Consider the following 26,532-nt stretch of genomic DNA (forward strand, 5'->3'; position numbering starts at 1 on the left):
TATTCGTGAAGAGGAGGGCCGTAACTGGTCAATTCGCCGACGGTGGGACTGCCTGCAAAAAGGCTCGGGTACCAGCACCGTCGCTGATCAGCGCGCGCACGATACGGAAGGTCAGTAGTTCACTGTCGGTGGGAGCGACGCCGCTGGCGAGAAGTGCGCGGTTGATGGTGTCGATCACCATCCGCAGCTCCGGGTAGTCCGGCGCGGGCGCCGATTGCCCACGGCGGACGCGGCGATCCCAGAGATCGCCGAGGTTCTTCACCAATGTCGAGACGCTGCTTGCATTGCCGCCCAGCAGATTCCACGTCGCGTGACCGGCGACAGCGACCGCCGCCAGGATCTGCGGGAAAATGACGAACGCCAACCCCGGGTCGAAGCCCCCAGGCACCGAATTGGCCCTGCGAAACAACTCGTCCCGATCGGTACCGCCCGCCAGGTACGCGGTAACGAACTCAGGTGCCAGCTCGGCTTCCTCGGGCACGGTCGCTTCAGCCAAACGAACCGCCCAATCCAATACCTCGGTGGAACTAGCCCCAAGTCCCTTCCAGGAGTGGGACCGATGAAATTCCGATGTTGCCGTCATATACCCCTCCCTTCTCGTGGATGCGCGCCGCTCATGGTGTCGGGAATTCGGCTGTCGTTCGCCAGAAGCTGCATGGGGAGTTCCTTCGGGGGGAGACGAAATCGGGGTCCCTACGACTTTCGGTTATCGATACCTCTGCCAAAAGGCACCCCAGGGCGCATTCCAGGAAACCAAGGGTGAGCACCATGTCACCCCTGGGGTGGTACCGGCACCAACGAAACGAACAGGCATGAAGTCGTCAACGACCACCACTGCTGGATCCCAGCCGATTCCTGCCCCTCACTACCCGTCAAGATCGATGGCGAGGATTCGGGCTACTTTTTCTCCGTCGGATATTTGTCGCCGCGTTCGATCAGCTCGGCCTTTCGAAGAACTCGTCTTTCTGCTCACGAAAACAGTCAACCGCGCTCGGCCGGCGACCACCCTGCAAGGCCCCCTGACCGTTGTCCCGGTCGAAGATCTGCTGCGCCGCGGATCCCGAACGCTCACCGGCTCAGGCATGGTGCTCACGCGCCTGGGGCGGCCGCCATCGCCGCCCGGGCGGCCCGGTCGAAGGGGCTGGTGCCGCCCTCGGCCCGGCACAGTACCTGCGCGCCTTCGAGCAGGCTGATCAGCAGACATGCCAGATCAGCCGCCGCACCCGGCGCCATACCCGCGGCGGTGAGCGCGGCCGTGAGCCGATCGGTCCACGCGGCGAAAGTCGTTGCGGCGATGCGGCACAACTCGCCACCGTCCTTGCCCGCCGCTACGGTGACGGCCGCGATCGCACAGCCGCTGCCGTGCGCCGCCTCCTCGATCACGGGCCGGGCGAAATCCAAGAAGGACGCCACGACGGCGCGGGGGTCTGCCCCGGCCAGTTCCGCCATGCGCCATGCGACGTCCTGCCCGTGCAGCCTCGCGGCCTCGGCCACCAATTCGGTTTTCCCGCCGGGGAAATGGTGATAGATCGCCCCGCGTGCGGCACCGCTCTCGGCGAGCACCGCCGTGAACGACATGCCCGCCAAACCGTTGCGGCGCAGGTTGTCCACGGCCGCGTCGAGCATTCGGGCCCGGGTGGATCTGGTCATTGTCGACAGCCTCCTCCACTTGACTAGTACGGCCATCCTAGTGCATGGTGTGTTCGCTAGTACGCACGTACTAGCGATTTTGATTCCTCCGAAGAGACAAGGACACGAATCCGTGCCTTTCACCGTCATCGCACCTCGCGGAGTCCTCACCGAAACCGGCGAACGTCAACTGATCGCGCAGCTGATCGAGGCCCTCATCGACAGCAGCGGGCTGACCGGCAACACCTTCTTCACTCCGGTCGTCGGCGGCCACCTGCACCTCCTCGACCCCGAACACGTCCAGACCGGCGGCGTGAACCGTCCCGTACTGCTCATCGAGCTCAAACTGCCCGGCATCGGCCTGCCCACCCCGCAGGATCGCTCTGCCTTCATCGCCACCGCGACCTCGATCGCCGCCAAGCACGTCGTACCCGGCCACTCCGCCGACGACATCTGGATCAACATCAGCTACGCCGCCGACAGCGGCTGGGGAATCGGAGGAGTCGCCTACAGCAACGACGCCCTGATCGCGGCCATCACCGCCGCCGAACCCGCGCCGGCCGACTGAGCCAGGATCCGCTCCCATCGGGTGCCGCCCGCTACTGCGCGGGCGGCACCACCCATCCAACGAAAGACATCTCATGACACCACTTCTCACCGGGAAGTCGATCGCATTCCTGTCCGCCAACGAAGGCGTCGAACAGGTCGAGCTACAGCACCCGTGGAATGCCCTGCGCGCCTTGGGCGCCCACACCGTGCTGCTCGCCCCGGAACCGGGATTCGTGCAAGCGTTCCATCATCTCGATCGTGCCGACCGCTTCCCCGTCGATCTGCGCACCACCGACGCTGCCGCCGCGGACTACGATGCCCTGGTCCTGCCCGGTGGTGTCGCGAATCCCGATATCCTGCGCCGAGATTCGGCAACGCACCGCCTGTTGCGCGAAGCCCGCCACACGCACATCCCCGTCGCCGCCATCTGCCACGGCCCGTGGACACTCATCGACGCCGGGCTCGTCGCCGGCCGCACCATCGCAGCCTGGCCGAGCCTGGCCACCGACCTCGCCAATGCAGGAGCGGTGTGGACGCCTGAACGTGTCCACACCGACGGCACCCTTATCACCGCGCAAGGGATCGACGACCTCGAAGAATTCACCGAGCGACTGATATCTGCGCTGGCGCACCGCGCGGCGCAGGTGGTGAGTTGAAGATCGAACTCGGCTGGGCGCGCGGCCCAATGCTTCGACCGCGCGCCTGAGCCCTCGCACCTGCGCAGGAGACCGAATGACTTTCCAGGATCCCCGATTCCGCGGCTGCAGCCTCGCCACTTCGCCCTCGCCGCCGCGGGAGCGCTGATCACCCTCAGCGACGGCGACGTGTTGTGCTCGTTGAACGGCTTCGCCGTGAGCGCTCATCACCTGCCATAGTCCCAGTCATCCCAGAAGTCGTGAAGCGGGAACAAATCGACTGTGTCGTCCCGGGGCTCCGCGAAGAGGGATTCGACCCGCTGCGATTCCCGCGTGTCCGGTGCGTCGGACGGGCCGTCGGCATCGACCGCGTGGTGCGGTGGTGCATGTCGGGACGGTTCGTACGAAGTGGGCGCGCGGGCAGAGCGTTGAGGTCGGATGTTGGTTCGGCTGGTGGCGTTCGTCTAAGAGCCGTGTGACGGGAGACTGTCACGCACGGTTCTGTGAGAGCCTGGGGGTGCGATTCCCCCGGGCCACTCGACCGGCGGCCTTCTTCGCGAAGAGATACCGGTGAGCGCAAAGTATGCGTTCATCGAATCCGAGGAAGGCAACTATCCGGTCGCCAGCATGTGCGGGTGGGCGGGTGTGTCGCGGTCGGGCTATTACGACTGGAAGAATCGACCTCAGTCGGCGACCGCGGCCCGGCGTGAAATCCTTACCGCCGAGCTGAAATTCGCGTTCGAGCATTCCGACGGCACGTATGGCTATCGGCGTGTCCACGCTCAGCTGGCTCGGTGGGGCACGGTCGTGGATCCAGAGACGGTGCGGTCTATCATGCGTGAGCTGGATCTTCGTGCGTGTCAGCCGCGTCCGTTCCGGCCGGTGACGACGATAGCCGGCGATGTCGGCATGCTGGCGGACCTGGTGCGCGGCGAGTTCAGCACCGATCGGCCCGGGACCAGACTCGTCGGCGATATCACCGACATCCGCACCGGGGAAGGCTGGCTGTATCTGGCGACGGTGCTCGATTGCTTTTCCAAGAAGGTCATCGGGTATGCGAAGGCAGAACACATGCGCACCGAACTCGTCGTCGACGCCTTGCAGATGGCCGCAGACAATGTCGAGTTCATACCTGGTGTCACGATCTTTCACTCCGACCGTGGCACTCAGTATCTATCCGAGGAGTTCGCAACCACGGCAAAGAGATTGAACGTGCTCCGTTCGGTCGGACGCACCGGGATCTGCTTCGACAATGCCTGGGCGGAATCGTTCAACGGCACCCTGAAGAACGAGCGGGTTCATCGGACACAGTACCCGACGCGGGGACACGCCCGCACCGACATCACCCGCTATATCGAATTGCGGTACAACCAGATTCGACTGCATTCCTCGCTTGGCTACCGCACACCGAACGAGGTAGAGTCCGAATGGCTCGAACGGAACCGAGCGGCCTGAGAATCAAAATCTCACTGTCCGAATGTTTTCCGGCACCTCAGGTCTTCCCGGAAAGACCGTCCGGGTTGTTGAAGGGGTTGTGTGGCTTGGGTTTTGTAACGGTTGAGTCCTGGTGGACGGCATCGGTGGTGTCGGCTGGTTTTCTGGGCGTGAGGCTGTGAGGATCGGTCTCACCATTTCGGGCGGGAGGATGACGTGGCACCAGGACAAACACTGTCGCGGGTGATACTGCCGACAGCGGCCACAGCGGTGATGACCACGGGGCTGGCGGTGGCGGTGAACTACGCGACCGGCGGGGATCATTCGGTCTGGACATGGGTGGCCGTCGTCGTGCTGACCGTGGGCGTATTCGCGGCATCACTGTGGGTCCAAAGCGGACAAAACACACCCCCACCCGGACGACAGCCCGTCGTCGGGGTCGATCTACGTAACGTGAAGGCTGGAAGAGCGCTGCGGGTCAAGGGAATACGCGCGACCGGTACTGGGGTCAGGGCACGCCGAGTGCGGTCCGGCGGTGACATGTCTTTCGAGGACATCCACCCCGGACGTGACGACGCCACCCCCTCATGAACGAGGACACTCGCCGGCCTGCCGCACCGATCTCCCTCGACCGGGTAACCGCCAGGCGTGATCTGTCGATCATCCAGAACAACCACCACTACGAGATCGGGGTCGTGTCCAACACGGCCATGCTCACCGGCAGGTCACTGTACGTCTCGCAGGTACGTGAATTCCTTGCCCCGGTCAACGGATTGCAGGACCGTGACCACGAACTCGAGGACCTGGCCGCGTTCTGTCGCGGCGATGACCCCTACCTGTGGATCAGGGCCGAACCGTGGGCGGGGAAGTCCGCGTTGCTGTCGTGGTTCACCCTGTTCCCGCCCTCCGAGATGACGGTGATCGGATTCTTCATCACCGACCGCCTTGCCGACCAGAACACCCACACCGCCTTCACCGCCGCCATTTTGGACCAACTCGCAGTCCTGCTGCCAGATCAACAAGCGTTGATCGCCGCCGCCACCATCAACCGCGACGGACTCCGCAGCGAACTCCTCACCCTCGCCGCACGCCGCGAAGCCGACAACGGCCGCCGGTTAGTGCTGGTGGTGGACGGGTTGGACGAGGACACCGGCAAACCACCGATCGTGACCCTGCTGCCGCCGCGCCCGGACGCGAACCTGCGGGTCATCGTCGCCAGCCGCCACGGCCCAACCCTGCCTATCCCCCGCAATCACCCTCTCGCCGGGGCCAAGACTCGGCCACTGACCTCCTCACCCTTCGCCGCGGATGTCCGCGACCAGGCCGTCACCGAACTCGGTGCTCTGTTGCGGGGTCCCGTCGAGCACCGTGACCTGCTCGCACTGATCACCACCGCCAACGGCCTCACCGCCTCCGAACTCACCGACCTCACCGGCATGGCGCCGTTCGAGATTCACGAACTACTGCATGCGGTCGCCGGACGAAGCCTGCGCACCCGCTCGGACTACTCCAGCCCCGGCAACACCGCAGACCCCGTCTACGCGCTGGCCCACGAAACCCTGCAACGCACCGCAGAGACCGAACTCGGCACCACCTACATCAACAAATGCCTCGATCAATTGCACGCCTGGGCCGACCGCTACCGCGACCTCGCATGGCCCGACCACACCCCAGACTTCCTGCTACGCCGCTACTTTCCAATCCTCGACAAACACAACGAGCTTTCGCGGATGGTGGACTTAGCTCTCGACGCTGGCCGTCACGACCGGATCCGCGCGCGTATGGGGAGCGACTGGATCGCCCTCAACGAGATCCGCCTTGCACAACAACGTATCTATGAGCAACCCGACCCAGGCCTGCTCAAAACCGCAAGGTTGACGAACTACCGTGATTACCTGCACAGGCGCAACGACAATATCCCTCATCAACTATTGACAGTCTGGGCTCGCCTGGGAAATCTCGAGCGCGCGGAAACCGTCGCTCGCAGCGACGCTAATCCGCAGTCGCGGGTTCACGGACTGGTCGACCTGGCCGTAGCAGTGGCGGCGACCCATCCCGAGCACACTGTTCGACTCATCGACGAAGCCACGGTCGCAGCTTCCGACATCTCCCAAACAAGCCTGCAGGGCTTCACCCTCGCAAACGTGGCCGAGCAGCTTGCGTCGATCGACTTCGATCGCGCAGAAGTCATCGCTCGTGATATCGCCGATCCTCTCCAGCGAGCCCAGGCGCTGACCTGGTTGGCGCACAGCGCAGCGGAAATCGAACCCGGCCGCGTTCTCCGCCTCGTCCGTGAAGCCGAAGCTGCCTCACACGCCATCCACGACCCTGATCGGCGAGACAGAGTGATACAAAGTTTGGCGGACGTGACGAACCGCTTGGATATCGACGAAGCGGAAGCCGTCGCTGACAGCATCACTGATCAATCGCTGAAGTTCAGCTCGCTCCTCAAACTCGCCCGTCTAGCTGCCGCCACCGACCCAGACCGGGCCATAGATCTCATCCATAAGGCGGAGGCGGTTGCTCGCGGGCAAACCGAAATGGAACGCAGGGCCAATGAGATCATCCGTGTTGCTTCGGTGGCGGCGAGTATTGATCCCGATCGCTGCATGCGCATTGTCGATGATGCTGAAACCATCGCTCGCGGCCTGCCGAAGAACGGGGACCAGGCTCGAGTACTCGCTCGATTGGCCGAGGCCGTGATCGACATCGACTCCGACCGCGCTGAGCGGTTAGCGTTCGACGCGGAGATCATCGCCGCGCGCGAGGCTGAACCGGGCGTCACCGACTATGTCCTCGCTCGCATGGCCGCCCAACTCGTAGGTATCGATGCGGATCTCGCTGAGAGCCTGGCACGCCATCTCACAGACCCGGAACAGCGCACCTACGCCCATACCCATGTGGCGATCGCGCTAGCGGCCGTCGACCCCGACCGCGCCGAAACGCTGACTCGAGACATTGCTGACCCGGTGCAACAAAACTATGCGCTGGTGCATACGGCGATCGCGGCAGGCAGCGTCGACCTCGACCGCGCTGAGATTCTGGCACACCGAATTTCCGACCTCGGGGAGCAAGCGTATGTACTTTCCACACTTGCCGAACGAGCCAGCACGACCAACTCTTCTTACGCGGTTCGACTGACCGACAAGGCAGTAGCTATCGCACGTGACCTCCTCGAGCCAGCACAACAAACTCACATTCTCGGCGTTGCAGCCAAAGCGATCGCCCAGATCGATCCCGACCGCGCAGCTGGACTAGCCGCAGACGCGGAGACAACCGCCCGCAGCATCACCGACACGGCACAGCAGGCCAACCCTCTCGCCCACCTCGCTAGAGCGGTAGCGACCTTCGATCTCGATCACGCTGAAACCACTGCCCGCACTATCGTCGACCTGGTGCAGCGAGTCCAGGTACTCGCTGACCTCGCTGACGTAGCCGCTGATCAACATCCCGATCGTGCAGTGAATCTCGCACGCGAAGTGGTTTCTCTGGTCGATGACCTCCCCGAATTCCTGCACCATTTCTCCACACGAGCGGACGTGGTCAAAGCAATTGCCCGGATCGATCCCGACCGCGCCGAGGCCATCGCCCGCAGCATCTCCGATCTCGGACACCAGTCCGCAGCACTCACATTGCTGGTCGACGCCTGGGCACTGACCGCGCCCGATCGCGCCGAATCGATCGCCCTCAGCATCCACGACCCCATCCAGCAAGCAGACGCCCTCACACGCCTCGCGGCAGCACTCGCAAAATCCAACTCTTCCCGCAACGGCATAGCCAAACACGCTGCGGTCGAGACGAGTTCACTGAACCGCCCATCCGCTACTACCGAACTCACACCGAGACAGTCCAAACGCCTACTCGCAATCGCGTTGTCAGTAGCACCAATGGAGCGTGCTCTGCCCGCCTTCCCTGTCGTCGCCCCGACCGTCCTGCACGCCATCGCAGTCGAGCTGATGGACAACCAGGGACTCCCTGACGAATAGACCCACGGACAAACTGAGGTTCCCCGCTAATCCGGAGAGCGGACTATCTGGTTCCGGCTGGAACCCGTTGATGGTAGTTGGCCTCGAACCCGTCCGGTGATCGCCAATCCAGCTTCTTCTGGATGCGTAGGGTGTTGTACCAGCCGTAATGGCAACGGACGCCCATACCAGCCGAGGGCCATCGAGCCCGGTCATCGAGAGCGGCGCCTCATGGTGGGTGTTGTCGCCGATTCCGGTGACAACACCCACCGTCACGAGGATGATCGTGCCGAATTGCCGGCGGGTGCGAGCCTTCGCGTTCCGCAGACCGCGAGTCTTTGGCGAGAGTGGGTGCCGCCGGTGGTGGGGTCGAATGGCTCGTGAGATGTCGTGCCGCAGAGCACTTTCCATTAGGGCGCTATGCCTCGCTGCGCAATCAACCAGACCGGAAACGAGGAGGGCATGGATGGCGGCAGTTGCGTGCGGAATCGACTGGGCGCAGGATCACCACGACGTAGCGATCGTCGACTGCGACGGCAAAGTGGTTGCCAGCGACCGGATCTTCGACACTGCCGAGGGTTTGAGCATCCTGTTGCAGATGTTGTCCGAGCATGATCCGACCGATGGGCAGCTGCCGATCGCGATCGAGACCAGCCGAGGTCTGCTGGTGGCAGGACTGCGCGCCGCTGGACGAAAGGTCTTTGCGATCAACCCGTTCTCGGTGTCGCGCTATCGAGACCGCTACCGGTCCTCACGGGGCAAGTCCGATGCGTTCGACGCCATGGTGCTCGCCAACATCCTGCGCACCGATGTCGATACCCATCGGCCGATGCCCGACGATTCGGTCGAGGTGGAAGCCCTGCGGGTGCTCACCCGTGCGCACCAGGACGCGGTTTGGGAATGCTCTGAGGTCACCAACCGGATCCGGACGCTGCTGAAAGCGTTCTTTCCTGCGGCGCTGTCGGCATTTGAACGCGGCGGACGCCACCGGTTGGATTCTGCGGCGTGCCGGACCATCCTGTCTGCTGCCCCGACCCCGGAATCAGCCCGATCGCTGACGACACGACGGCTGTCGTCTCTGCTGAAAAGGGCTGGGCGGCAACGCGGAATCGCCGAAGAAGCGGCGCGCCTGAATGAGCTGCTGCGACAGGACGCGATGCATCAACCCTCAGCCGTCGAGCGTGCAATGGGGCTGCAGCTGCAGGGCCTGCTTCGTCAGCTCGACGCCATCTGCGACACGGTGACCGAACTCGAGGACGCCGTCGAAACTGCGTTCCACGCCCATCCGGACTCCAGGATCGTGAGCAGCTTCCCAGGTGTCGGGACGCAGCTCGGTGCCCGCTTTCTCGCCGAGATCGGCGACGACCGCGCCCGGTTCGCCGATACCCGAGGACTCAGAGCCTTCGCCGGCGCAGCGCCGGTCACCCGAGCATCAGGCAAGAGCAGTTTCGTGCATGCCCGTCGCGCCAAGAACAATCGCCTCGCGACCACCGGCTATGTGTGGGCACTGGCCGCTGTCCGCCACGACAAAGACTGGGAAGCGCTCTACCGGGCCCGCCGCGATCACGGCGACCGGCACACCGCCGCACTGCGCCGGCTGTTCAACATCATGCTCAGCAAGCTCCACCACTGCTTGAAATCCGGCCGGGTCTACGACCCAGCGCATTTCCCTGTCAAGTCAGCGTGTTGAGTCCCTTCTTGAAGCAAGGTTCCCCTGATGTTATTTGGTACCCGTTGTGGGGCAGCCACGGCGGTCAGGCGCGGGACCACTGACAGCAGATGATCTACCGAGAGAACATGTTTTAGATTGGCTGCGCGAACTACAGCGGTTGAATTCGTGTTGTCGCTGGGCTTGACGTTGTTGATCTGTGGTTGCGGTTCACTTGGTAGGTGAGGTACCCGCAAGGCGGTGGGCTGACCGCGCAGCGTCGAGAGATGCGGGAGCGGTTGCGGTTTCAGGCCGCGGCTGGGTTTGCCCGCGGTGACACCAGCACGGTGATCGCCAAACGGTTACGGGTCAGTGTGCGGTCGGTGCAACGGTGGCGCCGCGACTGGCGGACCGGCGGCCGGGAAGCGTTGCGGTCCAAGGGGCCTGCGTCGTTACCGTTGCTGTCCGACGAGCAGTTCCGGGTGCTGGAACGAGAGTTGGCCAAAGGCCCCGCCGAGCACGGCTGGCCGGACCAGAAATGGACTCTGGCCCGGATCAAGACCGTGATCGGTCGGCGGTTCCACCTCTCCTACACCGTGAAAGGTGTTGCGCTGCTACTGCACCGGCACGGCTGGAGCTGGCAGGTCCCGGCCCGGCGTGCCGTCGAACGCAACGACGCGGCGGTCGCGGTATGGATGAAGAACACGTGGCCGCAGGTAAAAACGCCGCGGCGGCGCTCGATGCCTGGCTCGTCTTCGAAGACGAGGCCGGGTTCTCGATGACGCCGCCGTCGGTCCGTACCTGGGCACCACGCGGGTCCACTCCGATCGTGCGAGTGCGCGGGCGCACCACACGAAGGGTCTCGATCGCCGCACTGACCTGCTACCGGCCGGGACACAGGTCCCGGCTGATCTGGCGACCCTACCGGCACAACCGAACCCGTTCAGGCAGAAAAAGTTTCGCCTGGACCGACTACCGAGACCTCCTCATCGCCGCACACCGCCAGCTCGACGGCCCTATCATCGTGATCTGGGACAACCTCAACACCCACCTCACCGACGGCATGCGCCGCTTCGCCGCCGCCTGCGACTGGCTGACCATCTACCAACTGCCCGCCTACGCGCCGGACCTGAACCCGGTCGAGGGAATCTGGTCACTGCTACGCCGCGGCCGGCTCACCAACCGCATCATCACCGACCCCGACCACCTCATGCAGATCATCCGCAACGACCTGCACCGCATCCAATACCACCCCCACCTCCTCGATGGCTGCCTCACAGCCACCGGCCTCACACTCAAACGATCATGACGACATCACAAATTCAACCGCTGTAATCATTGGGACGATGTCGACTGTCCGGTATTGTCGAATATCGCGCGTTCAGCCTGCCGACCACATTTGCCGGTGTTTCAGCATCGAATTGCCGCGACAGATGATGTAGTGGATCGGCGGGCGCTGGGCGATGCCGAACTGGATCGATGGCCCGCACGGAGGCGGACGAAATGCGTTGGGTGCAGCGGTAGCCCGCCTGCACGGGGTGCCAGCGGGTCGATCCGGACGACCCCGGCGTAGGCTGCTGACCGCCGACAACCCGTCGATTGCGCTGGAACCATCGGTGGCTGTGGCTCAATTTCGGTACGTTGGCCGTGAGCCTGCGCTCTTCTGCGGGTGTCCTGGCTTTTGGCGAAGGTAGGGTGGGATGGAACCAGTATCGATGATCGCGGCGGCAGTCGCAGTCGGCGCGGCGTCTGGCCTAGGGGACACCGCTAAGAAGGTCGTCGCGGACGCCTACAGCGCGTTGAAGGGCTTGATTGGCCGCCGCTACACAGTGATCGACGCGGAGGTGCTGGGCGTGGAGTCTGAGCCCGAGGAGCCACTACGCCGTCAGCTGCTGGCTAAGAAACTGGGCCAAGCCGGAGCTGGCGACGATGCAGAGCTGCAGGCGGCCGCCGAGAATCTTCTGCGCGTTGCTGCGGACGAAGCACCAGAAGCGGCGCAGACCGTGGGCATCCGGGTGAGTGAGGTGCGGGCCGATGGCGGTATCGAGATTGCTGATCTTACAGCCAACGACGGTGGCGGTGTTCAGGTCTCGCATCTCACGGCTGGCGAGTCCATCTCGCTGCGCGGGTTCACCGCGTCCAGGCCCGCCGACCCTCCCACGGCGCCCCGGTAATCCCCGGCCCGGGTGCGCGGTTAGTCGGGCGGGGAGCCACGGACGTGCCGCCGCAGACAGCGGACTGGGAAGAAGTGGCACGGGCGCTGGCGGTGTCGATCTCGCACCTGGAAGTCGGTCGGGATGTGACGATCACTCTGAACATCACTGTGCAGCAGTTCATCACCCAGCACGTGGTCCCGGAGTTGGCGCGTTCTGGAAAGCGCGCCCCTGCCATGATCATCGGCAGGATCCCGTCCGAACCACATCGCGGCTTCGTGCAACGTGACGAGTTGCGATATCTCCACGAGCTGGCCGAGGATGCCGTCGGATCGACAGTGATCTTGCAGGGGATGGGCGGGATCGGAAAGACTTCCATCGCCGCCGCGTATGCGCGCGCCACTGTTTCGTTGCCGCACTGCGCGTGGGTGGGCTGGATCGATGCCGGAAGCCCTTACAGCCTATTGTCCGGATTGGCGGAAGTTGCTCAGCGTCTCAAGGTTGCTGATCCCGACGATGACCTGCGCCGGGCTGCGCGCCTGCTACGAGTCCACCTCAGTGGCCGTTCCGAATCGGCGCTGTTGGTGTTCGACGATGTCGTTGACATCGACTTGCTCGATGAATACCTCCCGAGTAATAGCGGCACCCACGTGGTAATCACTAGCCGCAAGGCAGACATGGACTTCTCGCGCCGATCCGTCCGATCCATCCACGTCGGAGGATTGACACCGACACAAAGCATCCAACTTCTACACACAGCGACCAATCACCAGACAACGCCGCCGGATGATGATGGCGCCACACGAGTCTCGGCGGAACTTGGCCATTCGCCACTGGCACTGTCTTTGGCCGCCGGACTCATCACCGAGCAATACCTGAGCTACGACGACCTCCTTCGACTTCTCAAGGAATCCAAGGACTTCGACTTCGAGAAGTCGGCAAAATTTTATATCAGGAAAGGAATCGAACAAGTCGAGGCCCCACTGACGACCCCGACCTGGATGCAGCAGTGACCGAACTACTTCGCTTCGTGGCGACAACGACGCCCGCGGGTGTAGCGCGTGATTCGCTGCCGACCTACCGAGGACGACGCGACGAGGCGATTGCGCGCTGCGCACAGAGCGGTCTGCTTCATGTGTCTGCCGATGAAACAAGGCTCGTGATGCACCGCTTGGTGACCAGAGTGGTTCGTGAACGGATGTCTTCGTGATTCACCAACCCAATTCTATTGACATCCGATAATGCCGTGGATCGGTTGTTCGGGGGATACGCGGCGTCCGCCAATCAGTGGCGTGATCCTCCCGTTGGCCTGGATTAACATGGGGCGCGAGTCCGGGTCATCGAAGGGGGCGGGACTGCCTGCCGGTCGATCATTCCTCGGTGTGGCCCGGCCGCCGTGCCCGATTCGGGATAACGTCGGCGTTGGGGTTGGCCAGCGCCTCTTGCAGTGCCTGGTTCTCCAGCGTGAGTTGGTTCACCGCGCGGACGAGGGCGGCGACATCGGTCCGGAGTTGGGCGAGTTCGGCGTTCTTGTTCGCGATCGTCTTCTTCAGTGTGGTGATGCTGGCCCTTAGTCGGGTCTCGACCTCCGATGGCGCACCACGCTCGGCGACCCGCGCATAGAACTCGTTCTTCAAGTCCGTATGTCGTTGCGTGAGAGCATTTCTGGGGATATCGGCCTCCAGGGCGAGGGCGACGATTGTGAGGGCGCCGTTGGATCGCTCGGCGGTGCCGGACAGGATGCGTTCCATTGCGGCGCGGATCTGGTCGCGCTCGTCGGTGTTCATCGGGCGTCTTCGGTCAAGGTGATGCGTGTGCGGTCATGGGTCTCGGCGTAGCCCCGAAGCTTGTCGGCGTTGGCGCGTAGCCGGTCGCCCAGCGGGCCGGGAACTCGGGCGGCCTGGGTGTCCATGACGGAAGCGCGCTCGCGGAGCGCGATAGCGTGTTGATCGGTGCGGATAGCGTTGCCGCAGCCGGGGACGCAGTGGTCCAGGCTGGGTGTGTCCTTGACTCCGTCGCGGTGGCAGAGGGCGGTGGCGCTTGTAGTGGCAGAGCAGCAGTGCGTGCGGGTTGTCGTAGATCATGGCGTCCTCGTTCGCGATCAGCCGCCGTGCCGTGGTGGCGGTGATGACCGTCCCCGCGAATCGCGGGGCGGTCGCGGCGGCGGTGATCGCGCGCCGGGCGGCCGGACCGGACACCCCTCCACCAGTGCCCAGGTTGTTGTGGAGGCCGGCGACGGTGTCGGCGACCGTGCGGGCGGTCTCGATGTCGATCGTGCGGGCGGTCTCGATGTCGATCAGGTCCCCGATACCGCCCCGACTGCGAGCCGCGTAGTTGCCCGACACGGCTGTGCGAAGATGCCCGTACTGAATAGCCAGTGCGACAAGGCCGTTCGGTTGGCGAGCGATATGCCAGGCGAGGCTTCGCCGAAACCGCGCGGCCCCGATCGCGCCGTTCGGATCGGGTGGGATGAGTTCACCGGTCAGCCCATGAGTGGCTGCTTCGGTGTTGGCCCAGGCGACGAACGCTTCGATCCGCTTTCCGAGGGTGGCTGTCTTGAGCGACCCGGTGCCCGGCCGGGACATGATGTCGTGAACGTCGTGGTCGAACAGCAGCGCTTCCTCCGGGACCATTCGCTCCAGCACGCGAATAGCGTTGACGACAGGACGGATCGCGACCCAGGGCATGTCGCGTTCGACTCCGGCGGAGTCGTGGTTGCCGTGCTGGTCGACGGCGTTCTTGAACACAGTGCTGCGGATCAAATGCCGGCCGACCTTGCCCTCGGCATCAGGGGTCGGGTCGGGGCAGCACCCGGACCGCATGCCCAGGACCTCACCCGGACGGGCGCCTGTAAGGCAGGCGCATGTCGGTTCTCATCCGATCTGTCGAAGATCGGTCTCCTGGCCTGCTATACGACAGATCAAGACCTCGGAGAGTCGCCGGAACCTTCTCACCCAAATCTGGCGAATTTCCGGATACAGCCCCGGGCCCGCCGCGTGCGATTCGTCAGAGAGATGCCATTTCAGGACCCGTTCGTCATCGCGAACGTCAGTGGCGCAGTTGATCACCAGAGTGACGATGCTGGCCTCGGATTGTTCGCACAGCCATGCGGGGCAAGGCTTGGCCCGCCGATGTTCATGACTGGTCGGTGGCAGATAGTTTGGTCCGGATGGAATCTGCATCCGCGTAGCCGAGGGACGGACGTCGGTAGATGGCGAGGGCGTCGAGGATATCGAATGCCTGCTGCCAATTGTCGCGGGCAGCAGTAAGATCGCCTGCCGAAGAGTAGGTATCACCGAGATGATCGAGACGGTTGGCCTCGTTGTAGCGATGTCCCAACTCCCGCGCCAAGGCGATGGCCCGCTGGAAGTACTCGATCGCCAAGGTGTAGTCGCCAAGATAATGGAACGCATAGCCGAGAGTGTCGAGGGTTGCCGATTCTCCAGAAAGATTTCCGAGTTCTCGGTGGAGCACAAGAGATTGTCGGCCGTAGGACACTGCCTGCGGATAGTCGCCGAGCACGGCGCAATACCAGCCCAAGCTATTGAGGGTAATTGCTTCTCCGGCGCGGTTACCGCACGCACGATAGAGGCTCAGTGCGCGTTTCCCAGAGCGTAGCGCCTCCGCGTGCCGGTTCTGACGCACGTATGATCCAGCAATTTCGCCGTGCGTGTCGGCCTCGCCACTTTGGTCGCTCTGTGCGCGAAACAGTTTAAGCGCTCGCTTGAGGTGGTCTTCGGCATCGCGGTGGTTTCCGAACAGCCAGCCGACCATGCGCGCCAAGCGCAGGAGTGCCTGGGCTTGGCCGGACAGGTCTCCACAATGCTGGGCCGCGGTCAGTGCGAGGTGCTGAACGGTGTTCCAGTCCTGCCAATGCGCATGGCGCTCAAGGTACTCCGACAGCATGTGAGGAAGCTGCCACGCGTAGGTGTCGTGTCCTGCCGCGACGGCCAGCCGAAGGACCGCCATTATGGCGGCATGTTCGGCGCTGAACCATCTCAGAGCCTCCGGGTAATCAACCAACCTGTCCACCGATACACCGTCGAGTGGGGATTGTCTGGGGGCGAAAGGCTGTCGTCGCGGATACATCGACAGGGCCGCGCCGTGGGCGGTGTGCAGGTAGTGGTCCAGCATCCTCTGCTGGGCGGTGTGCCGCTCGGCGTCGTTGTCGTGAACATGGGTCAGTTCAGTGGCGTAGGCGCGCAGCAGATCATGGAAGGAGAAACGGCCCTGACTGTTCTGCGTGACCAGATGCACGCGTAAGAGCTCGCGCAGGGTTGCCCGTGCCTGGCGTGGCTCGACGCCGGCCATGCTCGCCGTCGCGGACACTGAGATATCCGGCCCCGGATGCAATGCCAATAGCCGGAACATGCGTGCTGCGGGTCGGCTCAGTTGCTGATACGACCACGAGAACGCGACCCGCACGCTGGTGTTGTCGCCAGCGTCGAGTGCGTCGAGACGAGTCTGCTCATCGCGCAACTCGTTGACTAACATCCAAAGCGGCAACTCCGGATTCAGTGCGGCTCGCGCGGCCACGATTGACAGCGCCAGCGGTAACCGCGTGCACCGATCGATCAGTTCAGTGAGGACATCGGCCTCGGCGACGACCCGATCGCGACCGAGACGGTGGGCCAGCAGCGCCGTGGCGTCTTCGGTGTCGAGAACGTTGAGAGTGATTGGGCGGGCGCCATGGTGAGTAACCAAGTCAGGTAGTTGACTGCGACTGGTGATCACTACTCGGCATGTTGCGGTGTCGGGCAGCAAGGGTCGGACTTGGTCGCTGTCGCGGGCATTGTCCAGCACCAGCAATATGCTCCGCCCGGCCAGCAGGCGGCGATACAGGACCGTTTGAGCCTCAAAATCCGTCGGGATCTGCTCCGGCGGGAACGCGAAGGCGTCGAGGAATCCGCGGATCGCCTCAGCAGACGTCATGGGTGAGCCCGCGGGGTCGAATCCACGCAGGTTCACATACAGCTGCCCATCCGGGAACTGGTCGGCAATCTGGTGTGCCCAATGGACTGCCAGTGCGGTTTTGCCGATTCCTGCGGTGCCAGAGATGGCCGAAATCACTACGGGTGCAAGGCTATTAGCTGAATCGAAGATCGTAGCGAGTCGAGACAACTGTTCGGCCCGGCCTACGAAGTGCGGGAGGTGCACCGGTAGCTGGTGCGGTACCGCCAGGGTCGGAACAGGCAGGCGTTGAGCCTGTCCGGCCGGTTGGGCTGCCATGCCAGGATGATTGACGGTGATGACCTCGGCGGTGACATCGGTCAGCATGATCGGTACCCCCAATTCCCGCAGCGGGGAAGCCGACGCGACGGTGGGAGGCGGGGCCGTCACGCCGAGGGAGGGTCCTTCGGTGGCGGAATTCCTGCCCGCACCTGGGCAATTGCAACGTCGCCGGCGATCCCGAGGTCGCTGCCGCGCAGCCCGGTGCCTGCAGCGTCAATTCCCTCCACCCGCAGCGAGCCTCCGACGTCGATGCGCTCGAGATCCACTCCGACCGCCGCCCCGGCTCTGACCTCGTGCACGCACACAAGGGCGATCAACGTCTGTGCTGCCACCAGCAACTCGGTGTCGGCACCGGCACCGGCCTCGGCAAGGTCCTCGGCCAACACCGAACGACGAGCCTCGGAATTCGGTTTGTGTTCCACCCCTCCCACGTCCACGCTCCCGTAGCGGCGAGCTATCAGGCGTTTCAACGCTGAATAGGCCTCACCTACAGCTTGTTTCGTGGTCTCGGTCATCCCGGCGGCGGCACCCACCGCGACCGCGGTCGCCACCATCATCACAGGTTCCATACCAACCCTTAGGGTTCGTGCCAGCCGGTCAGAGGCGGCCATTCAAGCGTTAGCTCATCCAAGATGGTAGGGGCCCGAAGACGGTGAAGGAAGGCGCCAAACAGATACGCCAATTGGTCGGACTCAGGTAGATCGTGACAACATCATGTCGATGTGGCGTTTTCGATCAGAACCGCTAGCAGACCACGGCTCGCTGTTCCCGGTGCGCCCCTAGCAGCGGACTCCAGGCCGCCTTGTTCAGGTGGATCGACGAGCGACTCCAAGATCGGAGGAATTGAGGCACTCAAGGGTCTTGCGTTGCCGCAGAACTGTATTCTTCCCGGCATCAATCGAACAGACTAGTTGGTAGCTATTGATTGCCGTATCCGCTGCGATGTAATAGCCCACCGATACAAGCCGGCGAACGCAGCCAACTCCCGATCCCACTTGGCGCCGCCGATCCGCCCAGGGTTGGTCTCGGCGAAGCGTCGCCAGTGCTCGAAGTCCTCCAGATCCCGGGCCACCGCGTCGGTCCACCGCACACCCCGCCGAGACAGGAAGGTCAGCAGCAGCGCGATATCGGTCGCGTAGTTCCGTCGCGTCTCGGCGGTGTACCGGCGGAACGTCGTCGACTGCCCGTACAGACCCAGCACCCGGTCCACGGTGTAGTCCGGAGCCAGGAAGATCGGATCTCCCGCCCGAACCCCAACCTGATTCTCACGAGCCGGGAGATCCTCCCACCCCTCCAACACCCTGCGCCGTACCCCGCCCCGAACCTCGTCCTGCGGCACCCAGAACACCCGCCAACTCACCACTATTCACTTCCCTCTCGACGTGCATCAACACGCACATCTAACAGGGAAGGTGTCGCCTTCGCCACAACCGAGATCTCGGCTGCTGCTTGACATCCTGCGTTAGTGAGATGTCTCGATGTAGGCGAACAATCGCATTTTCGGCGTCTTCCCTTGTGCGCCAAGAGTTTCGGTACACAAGCTCGGTCTTCAGCGTGGAGAAGAAATTCTCCATGAGGGCGTTGTCATAGCTATCCCCGACCGAACCCATCGATTGCGCAATACCGTTGTCGGCCAACAGATTTGCGAATCGTATTGCAGTGTAGGTCGAGCCGCGGTCGGAATGATGGACCAGTTGGCCCTCGCGTACGTCCCGCGCCCACACCGCGTATTCGAGCGCGCCGAGCACCAGGTCGGTGTCGCAGCGGTCCGAGCACTTCCAGCCCACGATGCGGTTGGAGAATGCATCACGCACCGCCGCGAGCCAGAACACGCCTTCACCGGCGGGAATCCGGGTCGCGTCGGCAACCCACAACCGGTTCGGCGCATCGGCGGTGAAGTCGCGGTTGACCAAGTCCGGCGCCGGCGTGGCCCGCGGATTCTGTCGGGTAGACGGAATTCGCCATTTCTTGCGCAGGAACGCCCCTTGCAGCCCCGCCTGGCGCATCAGCCGCTCGACCCGCTTACGACCGACCCACACACCGCGACGGCGCAGCATGGCGTGCACGCGCGGCGCGCCGTAAGTGCCGCCCGAGGACGTGTGGACGTCCACGATCTCGGCCAGAAGCTCCTCGTCGGCCAGTCGCCGCGCAGACGGCCGCCGCGCTTGCTTCAACCACCCGCAGAACGTCGACGATGCGATGCCCAACACCCGTAGTACGAGCTCGACCGGGTGCTCGGGATGTTCACTCACGAACCTCATGATCACCTCCGGGTCTGGCCGAGCTCGGACGCGAAATACGCACTCGCATCACGCAATACGGCGTTGACCCGCTCCAGCTCCGCGACTCGCTTGCGCAGCCGCAGATTCTCCTCGAGCATCTCGGTCGTCGGCCGATCCTCGCGCTCGCCCCGGTCGGCCTCGTCCTGACGAATCCAATTGCGCAGGGCCTCGTGATGGACACCCAACTGCTCGGCCAACTTCCGGATCACCGGCTTCGGATTCGACTCCCGATACAACCGGACCGCCCGAGCCTTCAACTCGTCCGGATACTTCTTCGGTGCTGCCACGAATGACTCCTTCCAGTCCTATCGGACCATGCTTGGAGCCCTCCGAGAAAGCCGGAACCTCAGGTCGCCAGCGTTGCTGGCGGTGGCGTGAGTGTGCTCGGCGGCGCACAGAAAGGTGGCGAGGATCGGCAGTGCCGCCATCCGTGGTAAGAGATTTGTCATGTCATGGCCGACTCTTGTTCACCATCGAACGAACCACTCCGGGGTGACCATGCAGGTCACCAGGTGGCGGAGCCGGGCGCGATGACCGGCGGATCGCCGCAGGTGGCGCTTGAGCCTGTGGGCTTGCGCAGTGGTGCCGCATCCACGCCCGAGCGGCGCGAGCCGGTTCTCTATCGTGCGGATCTCGATGGGCTGCGCGGTGTCGCGATCGGCTTGGTGGTGATATTCCATGTCTGGTTCGGCCGGGTCTCCGGCGGAGTGGACGTGTTCTTGGTGTTGTCGGGGTTCTTCTTCACCGGGTTGCTGCTGCGCCGCGCCGAGTCGGCAGGCTCGCCGGAGGTGGGGGCCACGCTCGGTCGAACGATGCGACGGTTGTTGCCGGCGATGGTGGTCGTCCTCGCGGTGGTTGTCGTGGCGACCGTGACGGTGCGGCCGTATACGCAGTGGTCGGAGCTGTCGGCGCAGACGTTGGCGTCGTTGCTGTATTACCAGAACTGGCGTTTGGCGTTGACGTGGTCGGATTATCTGGCGGCCGATCCGTCGGTGAGCCCACTGCAGCATTTGTGGTCGATGTCGGTACAGGGCCAGTTCTATCTCGCTGCTCTCCTGGCCGTCGCCATGGTGGCATGGACGACTCGCCGCAGCGGGTGCTCTGCGGTGCTGCGGCCGACGCTGGCGGTCGTTGTCGGGGTGCTCGCCGTGGTGTCCTTCTGGCATGCCTGGCGTGGCGGGCAGACCCATCAGGTGTGGAATTACTACGACAGTCTGGCCCGCTGCTGGGAGTTGCTGGCCGGTGCCCTGCTGGCTTTGCTGGCGCCGTCGTCGTCTCCGCCCCGCGTGGTGCGCGCCGCCCTTGCCGCATTGGGACTGTTGGGGGTGGTGGGCTGTGGATGGCTCGTCCTCGACGGGGCGAACCGATTCCCCGGCCCAGCCGCCCTGTTGCCGGTCGCCGCGGCCGCCGCGGTGATCCTGTCGGGCAACAATCTCCCCCTCGGTCAGCGGCCGTGGCCGAACCGGATCCTCGCGACGCGCACCGCTCGGTGGCTCGGTGACATCGCCTATCCCTTGTACTTATGGCATTGGCCGATCCTCATCTTCTACCTGGCCGAACGCGGCCAACCCCGCGCCGGACTCACCGGTGGCCTCGCCGTCGTCGTGGTGTCGATCGCGCTGGCCTGGATCACGCACCGCTGGGTGGAGGAACCTCTACGGCTGCGGGCGCAACCGCGCGCTGACGCAGCTGCACCCGTGCTGCGGCGTGTGACTGGAGTGGCGGTGGCGGCGCTGGCCGCTGTGGTAGTCGCGGCGACCGGTGGCTGGCTGATGGCGGTGACCCGGATCAACCCTCCGCATACGGTCGGCGTCTTGGATCCGAGGTTGTATCCGGGGGCGGAAGCGTTGACCTCCGGGGCCGCGGTGCCACAGATGCGGATGCGGCCCACCGTGTTCGAAGCCCCTGACGAGTCGCCCCCGCCGACCCGGGACGGATGCATCGCGGACTGGGACACCCGCGAAATGGTCACATGCACCTACGGCGACCCGGATGCTGGCCGCACGCTGGCGCTGGTGGGGAGCTCCCATGCCGAGCACTGGCTGCCCGCGCTGCAGGTGCTAGCGGCCGAGCACACCTTCCGGATCCAGGTGTACTTGAAGATGGGCTGCCCACTCACCCTCTCCGAGGATGCGATGTACAAGGGCGAACCCATTCCGGACTGCAGGGATTGGTCACGCGAGGTGATCGACCGGCTCGGCGACGACCGTCCGGACTGGGTGTTCACCACCGGCACCCGCCCACGCGAGGACATCGGCGACGAAACCCCCGCGGAGTACCTCGATGTATGGTCGGCCCTGTCCGAGCGCGGTGTGAACGTGATCGCGATCCGTGACACACCATGGCTGCGGCGCGACAAGGTCCGCTACAGGGCGATCGACTGCCTCGCCAAAGGCGGAGACCGTATCAGCTGCGGGATGCGCCGCGAAGACGCACTCGACGAGATCAACCCGGCACTCGAACCGGCATCCAGTTACCCGAACGTCTTCCCGATCGACCTCAGCGACGCCGTCTGCGAGTCGACCGTCTGCGCGGTCGTCGAAGGCAACATCCTGATCTACCACGACGAACACCACCTCACACTCAGCTACTCCCGCTCCCTGTCCGATTCCCTCGGCCGCGAACTGCAACCCTTGCTCGGCTGGTGGTGAGACACCACACCGATTGTGTTCTTCTGTGGCTCCCAGACCGTCATCCTTTTCAGACACGGCGTCGCCTACCGCGGACCGCCGGCGGAGAAGGCTCCGGCGCATCCGGTGTCGGAGGTATCCGACGATGAGATCTCCGACCAACGCCGTGGTCGGGTATCGCTGTTCCCGGATGTAGACGACGGGCTGGCCGAGATGGTGCTCGTCACTAAACCTGGCGGCAAGGTGCTTGTGGTCGCGTTCGGCGGGTTTCAGAAGGCCGAGTTCCTCGGGTTCTTCATAGCCGCTGTCATGGCGGCCGTGCCCAGTTTCACTGTCCCGCCGACGAACTCGCCGCCGTTGCCGTTCCAGCTGGCGGACCCGGACGTGTTCCGCGGCAGGCTCACCGGCGCCGGGCTTACCGATGTGACCGTCGAGACGTGGGACATGCACTTCCGCTCCGGGACGCATACGTGGACCGTTGTCACATCCCAGCAACCCGATCGCGGCACAGCTGGCCGCGGGCCTGACCGCCGACCAGCGCGCAGACGTGGAATACGTGCTCGACGGGATCCTTCGGGAACGCTCGGGCGGCCGACCGGGCGCGGTGCTGTACGCCGACGTCAACGTCGGCATCGGTATGAAGTGACCCCGCGCTTTCGGCATTCGTGCCCCTTTTCAGTTGGCGGTGGAAGGACGTTCGATCCCCCACTGCCTTGTGCTCATGGCGCGACAGCCCAGATTTGCTGATCGGACTGCAAGGCTTCTCCATTGTTCGCATGCCCGTGAAGCACGAAGGCGAACCTGATCGCCGAGCTTCCGCGAAACCCCGCATCCGCCTGACCTGCTGGTCAGCTGCTTCCGAATCGTGCTTCCGAGCTGGATGGCAACGCGCAACTATGCTTTCGGCGCGTGCGAACCTCCGTTCAGGCGATGCCCGACCCGAACTGATACCAGGCCGTATCGCGCTGGCGCCTGGTTGAGCAGCCATAAACCGGGTATTCGCGGCGCGAGTGCGGTCGCAGGCTCAGCTTCGAAAGGCAACAATTGGTGACCGCCACGTCGGCGTTCCGCCCCGTGGAGTCCCAGCCACGGGTTGACCAGCCCGACTATTATCCGCCGCGCGTTGCAGCGGGTCACCGACCGACCCGCCCGATTGCCAGTGCCTGCCGGGCGCGAAACGAGGAGCCGTAGATATGAAAATTGTGAAGGCCGTTCGACCGCCGACAGGACTCAGCCGCCGTCTCTACCGACTGCCACTGTACTTGTACCGCTGGCATCTCGGCTGGGTCTTCGGCCACCGCATCCTGGTCGTGAATCATATCGGTCGCGTGACCGGGAAACCGCGTCAAGCTGTTCTCGAGGTCGTCACCCACGACACCCGGGATGGCGCCCATACCGTAGCCTCGGGCTGGGGTCCCACCGCCGCCTGGTACCGCAACCTGCAGAAAACCCCCGAGGTCACGATCCAGGTCGGCAGGCAGATCATCCCGGTACGCGCGGTACCGCTGCTCCCTGACGAGGGAGCCGACCTGTTCGCGCACTACGCCATCCAGCATCGGTGGGCGGCGAAATACCTCTTGTCCCGGTTGATGGGCTACTCGGTGGACGGTTCTGAAGCCGATTTCCGAGCCGTCGGCCAGCGCATCCCGTTTGTGCGATTCGAACCACGGGTTTGATCAACGACCGGTTGCGTGATCACCGAAGTGTCGCCGTCGCACCTGGGCTCGGGCCTGACGCGCCGACCACAGCACAGGCCGTCCACGACGCATCTGCGGTCCTGATCGCGGACCCGCCCTGTGCCGGTTCCTGTAGAAGAGGCGAGTAACGATGAAAGTCGTGGTCTGCGGCGCCGGGATCGCCGGCCTCACGGTGGCGAACCAATTGGCACGCAGCGGTATCGACACCGTGTTCGTCGAGCAGGCCCCCGGTCCGCGACCACAGGGTTACATGATTGATTTCTTCGGGCCAGGCTACGACGCCGCTGAAGCGATGGGAGTGCTTCCACGCATCATCGAATTGGGCTACCGGATCCGCGAGTTGGTCTACGTCGACGAGCATGGCCGCCGACGGGTCCGATTGACCATGAATCAACTCGATTCCGTGGTCGGCGGACGATTGGTGAGCATCCTGCGACCGGATCTCGAACTGGCCTTGCGTCAGCATCTACCCGACACCGTCGAGCTGCGCGGTGGCACGCGCCTGGTGGGATTGGACTCGGCTGCCGACGCAGGGACGATCACCGTTACTTTCGCCGACGGCAGCCATGAGACCGCTGACCTACTGATCGGTGCCGACGGTGTGCACTCGACGATGCGCAGGCTGACCTTCGGCCCCGACAACAACTTTCTTCGGTATCTCGGATTCCATACGGCCGCATACATCTTCGAAGCCCCTGTGCTCGCAGCGGAGATGGCCGATCGCTACAGTCTCACCGACACCATCAATGCCCGGCGACGTAAGTGCTGCACTGAAATCGGAGTATGGGTCGCTCGGATGGCTTGCACCACAGATACTCTCCCGCCTGTCCTCACGCCGACGAGGTGTATTACGACGAGGTCGCACAGGTGGTGATGCCCCGGTGGAGCAAGGACCGGGTGGCTCTGGTCGGCGATGCCTGTTCAGCGGTATCGCTCATGGCCGGGCAGGGTGCGTCCCTCGGGATGGCCGGCGGTTTCGTGCTCGCCGATCAACTGGCCCGCGCGGGCTCAGTCGATACCGCGGTTGCGGCCTACGAGCGGATGTGGCGGCCGGTGGTGGAGGAGAAAAGGAGATAGGCCGCAACCTCGGCCGTTGGTTCCTGCCGCACACCCGGCTCGAATTGATCGTCCGCAGGACCGCACTACGGCTGGCGAGCCTTCCGCTCGTAGATCATTATCTGGCCAAAGTTACGACAGGCAGACCCAGCCACGTCATCGCCGAGCAACCGCAGACGCCCTGATCCTGCCGTCGACCGATGCTCATCCTGCGTGCCGGGACACGAAGGGGACCGAACACGCGCCACGTTCTCATCACGTTGCTGTCGCCGATTCGCGGCCGCATCAATCCGCCACGAAAACTGCACCTGACGAGATCCCGGGCCCGCTAGGGGTGATCGCGACGCAGGTGCAATAACCGACAGCTTCGATCACCCTCGGTTTCGGAGACGAAGTCAGAATTCGTCCGTCCAGACGATCGGTCGCTTGCGAATTCAGTTGTGCCGGTGTCGCCGTCGGGATGGGTGACTGCGACACCGGCGCAACTCGCGCTGTGAGCGCGACAGGTTGGATGGGCCTGCAGCCCATATCTATCACGCGGGAATGAATGCGGCTATATCTCCGGACCGGCGACAGGCGCTGCCAAGCTGAGCACTCTGCCGAACCAGGTATCGGCTCGAGCACCGCCACGCGTTGCAGATCCCATGGGCAGCGACCCGTCGCGGCGTTTACCGCTGTGTCCGGCCGACCCGAACATGCTTGGCGTTCAGTCACAACATCTAAGCTTGACTCTGTCGGTGATCTTGGAATTCGGTGCATGTAGCGGCTGGCGGGCTGCCACACTGCGAGGCGCGAATGCTGCTGCGTCCCTTGAAGGAACAGGTGAATGTCACTCGGAAGGGAATTACCCGGCTGCGGTCCTGGCGCGCAGTCAGCAGCTGATCTTGTAATTCACAAGATCACCGACAGAGTCAAGTTAGGGAATGGCCGACGATATCGACTTTTCTGGGCGCCGGTCGCGGCCAGTACCCGCTCGATGAAGCTGCCGATGGTGCGCGCGTTCTGCTCGGCGGTGCCGGCCATCGCGCCGAGCGCCGAAACCGGCCAGGGCAGGTCGAGGGCGCCGTAGGTCAGGGCGAAGACGCGGTAGCCTTCGTTGGCTAGCAGCGGAACGTATGTGCCCCAATTGGTTTGCGCGCACGCTCCGCCATCGCCGTGCACCAGCACCGCCGGATTCTGGTGTGCCGCACTAGGTTTACAGTCCCAGTTGTTGCTGCCCGGCAGTGAGCCGCCGGGATTGGGCAGCTCGGCACGTATTCCGCTGAACACGGTGTATTCCACCGGTAGTTCCGCCTGCGCGGACCCGACGCCCATGCCTACCGCCACTGCGGCCGCGCACAGCAGCGATCCGATTCGCCACCTCGGCATGACGAAGCCCTCCCATTGGAACATGTTCCAGTTCCGCCCTTCGAGGAGCGACTGTAGCGTGGCATCAGCTGTCCTGGACGAGTTTTCGGACAGTTGTGCCACGATTTTGCGCGGAGCGCGCGGTCAGCGGATGAGACCCGCTACGACTTAAGACTTCCACACATGGCTCCCCTCTCGTGTCAAGGCGCAGTCGGCAGGTCGGGGCTATTCTGGATGGTGGTGAGTCCGGGTCGTGGCTTGTCCGAAGGGCTGGT

General features: G+C 63.9%; 23 protein-coding genes and 1 pseudogene. 14 read left to right on the forward strand and 10 right to left on the reverse strand.

Translation table 11 applies throughout. The annotated features are described in order from the left end of the window. Window positions 1-28 precede the first annotated feature (28 nt). Window positions 29-496, reverse strand: coding sequence for a hypothetical protein (locus AB0H61_RS37290; protein ID WP_357313233.1), 468 nt, complete (start codon window positions 494-496; stop codon window positions 29-31). 593 nt (window positions 497-1,089) lie between these two features. Continuing rightward, the gene (locus tag AB0H61_RS37295; protein ID WP_357313235.1) at window positions 1,090-1,650 is read right to left on the reverse strand and encodes a TetR/AcrR family transcriptional regulator; all 561 of its coding nucleotides are present in this window, start codon (window positions 1,648-1,650) and stop codon (window positions 1,090-1,092) included. 112 nt (window positions 1,651-1,762) lie between these two features. Between AB0H61_RS37295 and AB0H61_RS37300 the strand changes: the two genes are divergently transcribed. The 9 genes from AB0H61_RS37300 (at window position 1,763) to AB0H61_RS37340 (ending at window position 13,026) form a co-directional block, all read left to right on the forward strand. Then, window positions 1,763-2,197, forward strand: coding sequence for a hypothetical protein (locus AB0H61_RS37300; RefSeq protein ID WP_357313238.1), 435 nt, complete (start codon window positions 1,763-1,765; stop codon window positions 2,195-2,197). A 73-nt stretch (window positions 2,198-2,270) separates the two neighbouring features. After that, window positions 2,271-2,834, forward strand: a complete 564-nt coding sequence (locus AB0H61_RS37305; protein ID WP_357313241.1) for a DJ-1/PfpI family protein — start codon at window positions 2,271-2,273, stop codon at window positions 2,832-2,834. Between the two features lie 543 nt (window positions 2,835-3,377). Next, window positions 3,378-4,268, forward strand: coding sequence for an IS3 family transposase (locus tag AB0H61_RS37310; RefSeq protein ID WP_357313294.1), 891 nt, complete (start codon window positions 3,378-3,380; stop codon window positions 4,266-4,268). A gap of 566 nt (window positions 4,269-4,834) precedes the next feature. Then, complete coding sequence (locus AB0H61_RS37315) at window positions 4,835-8,233, forward strand: hypothetical protein (protein ID WP_357313243.1); 3,399 nt, start codon at window positions 4,835-4,837, stop codon at window positions 8,231-8,233. Window positions 8,234-8,678: 445 nt separating this feature from the next. Beyond that, window positions 8,679-9,902 (forward strand): IS110 family transposase, encoded by a 1,224-nt coding sequence (locus AB0H61_RS37320; protein WP_357313246.1) that lies wholly within the window; start codon window positions 8,679-8,681, stop codon window positions 9,900-9,902. Window positions 9,903-10,102: 200 nt separating this feature from the next. Then, window positions 10,103-10,642: a winged helix-turn-helix domain-containing protein gene (locus tag AB0H61_RS37325; protein ID WP_357313248.1), complete on the forward strand. Its 540-nt coding sequence runs from the start codon at window positions 10,103-10,105 to the stop codon at window positions 10,640-10,642. After that, window positions 10,567-11,169 (forward strand): transposase, encoded by a 603-nt coding sequence (locus tag AB0H61_RS37330; protein ID WP_357313251.1) that lies wholly within the window; start codon window positions 10,567-10,569, stop codon window positions 11,167-11,169. Before AB0H61_RS37325 ends, AB0H61_RS37330 begins: the two co-directional genes overlap by 76 nt. A 391-nt stretch (window positions 11,170-11,560) precedes the next feature. After that, window positions 11,561-12,034: a hypothetical protein gene (locus AB0H61_RS37335; RefSeq protein ID WP_357313254.1), complete on the forward strand. Its 474-nt coding sequence runs from the start codon at window positions 11,561-11,563 to the stop codon at window positions 12,032-12,034. Between the two features lie 44 nt (window positions 12,035-12,078). Next, complete coding sequence (locus tag AB0H61_RS37340) at window positions 12,079-13,026, forward strand: NB-ARC domain-containing protein (RefSeq protein WP_357313257.1); 948 nt, start codon at window positions 12,079-12,081, stop codon at window positions 13,024-13,026. Window positions 13,027-13,383: 357 nt separating this feature from the next. Here AB0H61_RS37340 and AB0H61_RS37345 read toward each other — a convergent pair whose 3' ends face one another. The 7 genes from AB0H61_RS37345 to AB0H61_RS37375 form a co-directional block, all read right to left on the reverse strand. After that, window positions 13,384-13,800 carry a hypothetical protein gene (locus AB0H61_RS37345; protein WP_357313260.1) on the reverse strand — a complete coding sequence of 139 codons (417 nt, stop codon included), beginning with the start codon at window positions 13,798-13,800 and terminating at the stop codon, window positions 13,384-13,386. 33 nt (window positions 13,801-13,833) lie between these two features. After that, window positions 13,834-14,835 (reverse strand): hypothetical protein, encoded by a 1,002-nt coding sequence (locus AB0H61_RS37350; protein WP_357313263.1) that lies wholly within the window; start codon window positions 14,833-14,835, stop codon window positions 13,834-13,836. A gap of 313 nt (window positions 14,836-15,148) precedes the next feature. After that, window positions 15,149-17,290: a tetratricopeptide repeat protein gene (locus AB0H61_RS37355; RefSeq protein ID WP_357313265.1), complete on the reverse strand. Its 2,142-nt coding sequence runs from the start codon at window positions 17,288-17,290 to the stop codon at window positions 15,149-15,151. A gap of 59 nt (window positions 17,291-17,349) precedes the next feature. Then, a complete protein-coding gene (locus AB0H61_RS37360) occupies window positions 17,350-17,814 on the reverse strand; it encodes a hypothetical protein (protein ID WP_357313266.1) in 465 nt (154 codons plus the stop codon). 338 nt (window positions 17,815-18,152) lie between these two features. Further along, window positions 18,153-18,605 (reverse strand): site-specific integrase, encoded by a 453-nt coding sequence (locus AB0H61_RS37365; RefSeq protein ID WP_357313269.1) that lies wholly within the window; start codon window positions 18,603-18,605, stop codon window positions 18,153-18,155. 40 nt (window positions 18,606-18,645) lie between these two features. After that, window positions 18,646-19,497 (reverse strand): IS3 family transposase, encoded by an 852-nt coding sequence (locus AB0H61_RS37370; RefSeq protein ID WP_357313272.1) that lies wholly within the window; start codon window positions 19,495-19,497, stop codon window positions 18,646-18,648. An 11-nt stretch (window positions 19,498-19,508) separates the two neighbouring features. Next, on the reverse strand, window positions 19,509-19,814 hold the full coding sequence (locus AB0H61_RS37375) for a transposase (protein WP_357313274.1): 306 nt from the start codon (window positions 19,812-19,814) through the stop codon (window positions 19,509-19,511). Between the two features lie 243 nt (window positions 19,815-20,057). Here AB0H61_RS37375 and AB0H61_RS37380 point away from each other — a divergent pair, with 243 nt between their 5' ends. The 5 genes from AB0H61_RS37380 to AB0H61_RS37400 all read left to right on the forward strand — a co-directional run bounded on the left by AB0H61_RS37380 (window position 20,058) and on the right by AB0H61_RS37400 (window position 24,931). Continuing rightward, complete coding sequence (locus tag AB0H61_RS37380) at window positions 20,058-22,178, forward strand: acyltransferase family protein (RefSeq protein ID WP_357313275.1); 2,121 nt, start codon at window positions 20,058-20,060, stop codon at window positions 22,176-22,178. Window positions 22,179-22,635: 457 nt separating this feature from the next. Continuing rightward, the gene (locus AB0H61_RS37385; protein ID WP_357313278.1) at window positions 22,636-22,803 is read left to right on the forward strand and encodes a hypothetical protein; all 168 of its coding nucleotides are present in this window, start codon (window positions 22,636-22,638) and stop codon (window positions 22,801-22,803) included. A 547-nt stretch (window positions 22,804-23,350) separates the two neighbouring features. Further along, window positions 23,351-23,833, forward strand: coding sequence for a nitroreductase family deazaflavin-dependent oxidoreductase (locus tag AB0H61_RS37390; protein WP_357313281.1), 483 nt, complete (start codon window positions 23,351-23,353; stop codon window positions 23,831-23,833). A 151-nt stretch (window positions 23,834-23,984) separates the two neighbouring features. After that, the gene (locus AB0H61_RS37395) at window positions 23,985-24,728 is read left to right on the forward strand and encodes an FAD-dependent monooxygenase (RefSeq protein ID WP_357313283.1); all 744 of its coding nucleotides are present in this window, start codon (window positions 23,985-23,987) and stop codon (window positions 24,726-24,728) included. Further along, a complete protein-coding gene (locus AB0H61_RS37400) occupies window positions 24,728-24,931 on the forward strand; it encodes an FAD-dependent monooxygenase (RefSeq protein WP_357313296.1) in 204 nt (67 codons plus the stop codon). The genes AB0H61_RS37395 and AB0H61_RS37400 overlap by 1 nt, the downstream gene beginning before the upstream one ends. A gap of 899 nt (window positions 24,932-25,830) precedes the next feature. Here the strand turns inward: AB0H61_RS37400 and AB0H61_RS37405 are convergent. Further along, window positions 25,831-26,224, reverse strand: a pseudogene (locus AB0H61_RS37405) (lipase); the annotation flags it as partial. Between the last annotated feature and the right edge of the window lie 308 nt (window positions 26,225-26,532).

The organism is Nocardia sp. NPDC050710, from assembly GCF_040654375.1.
In the GTDB taxonomy this organism is placed as follows: Bacteria; Actinomycetota; Actinomycetes; order Mycobacteriales; family Mycobacteriaceae; genus Nocardia.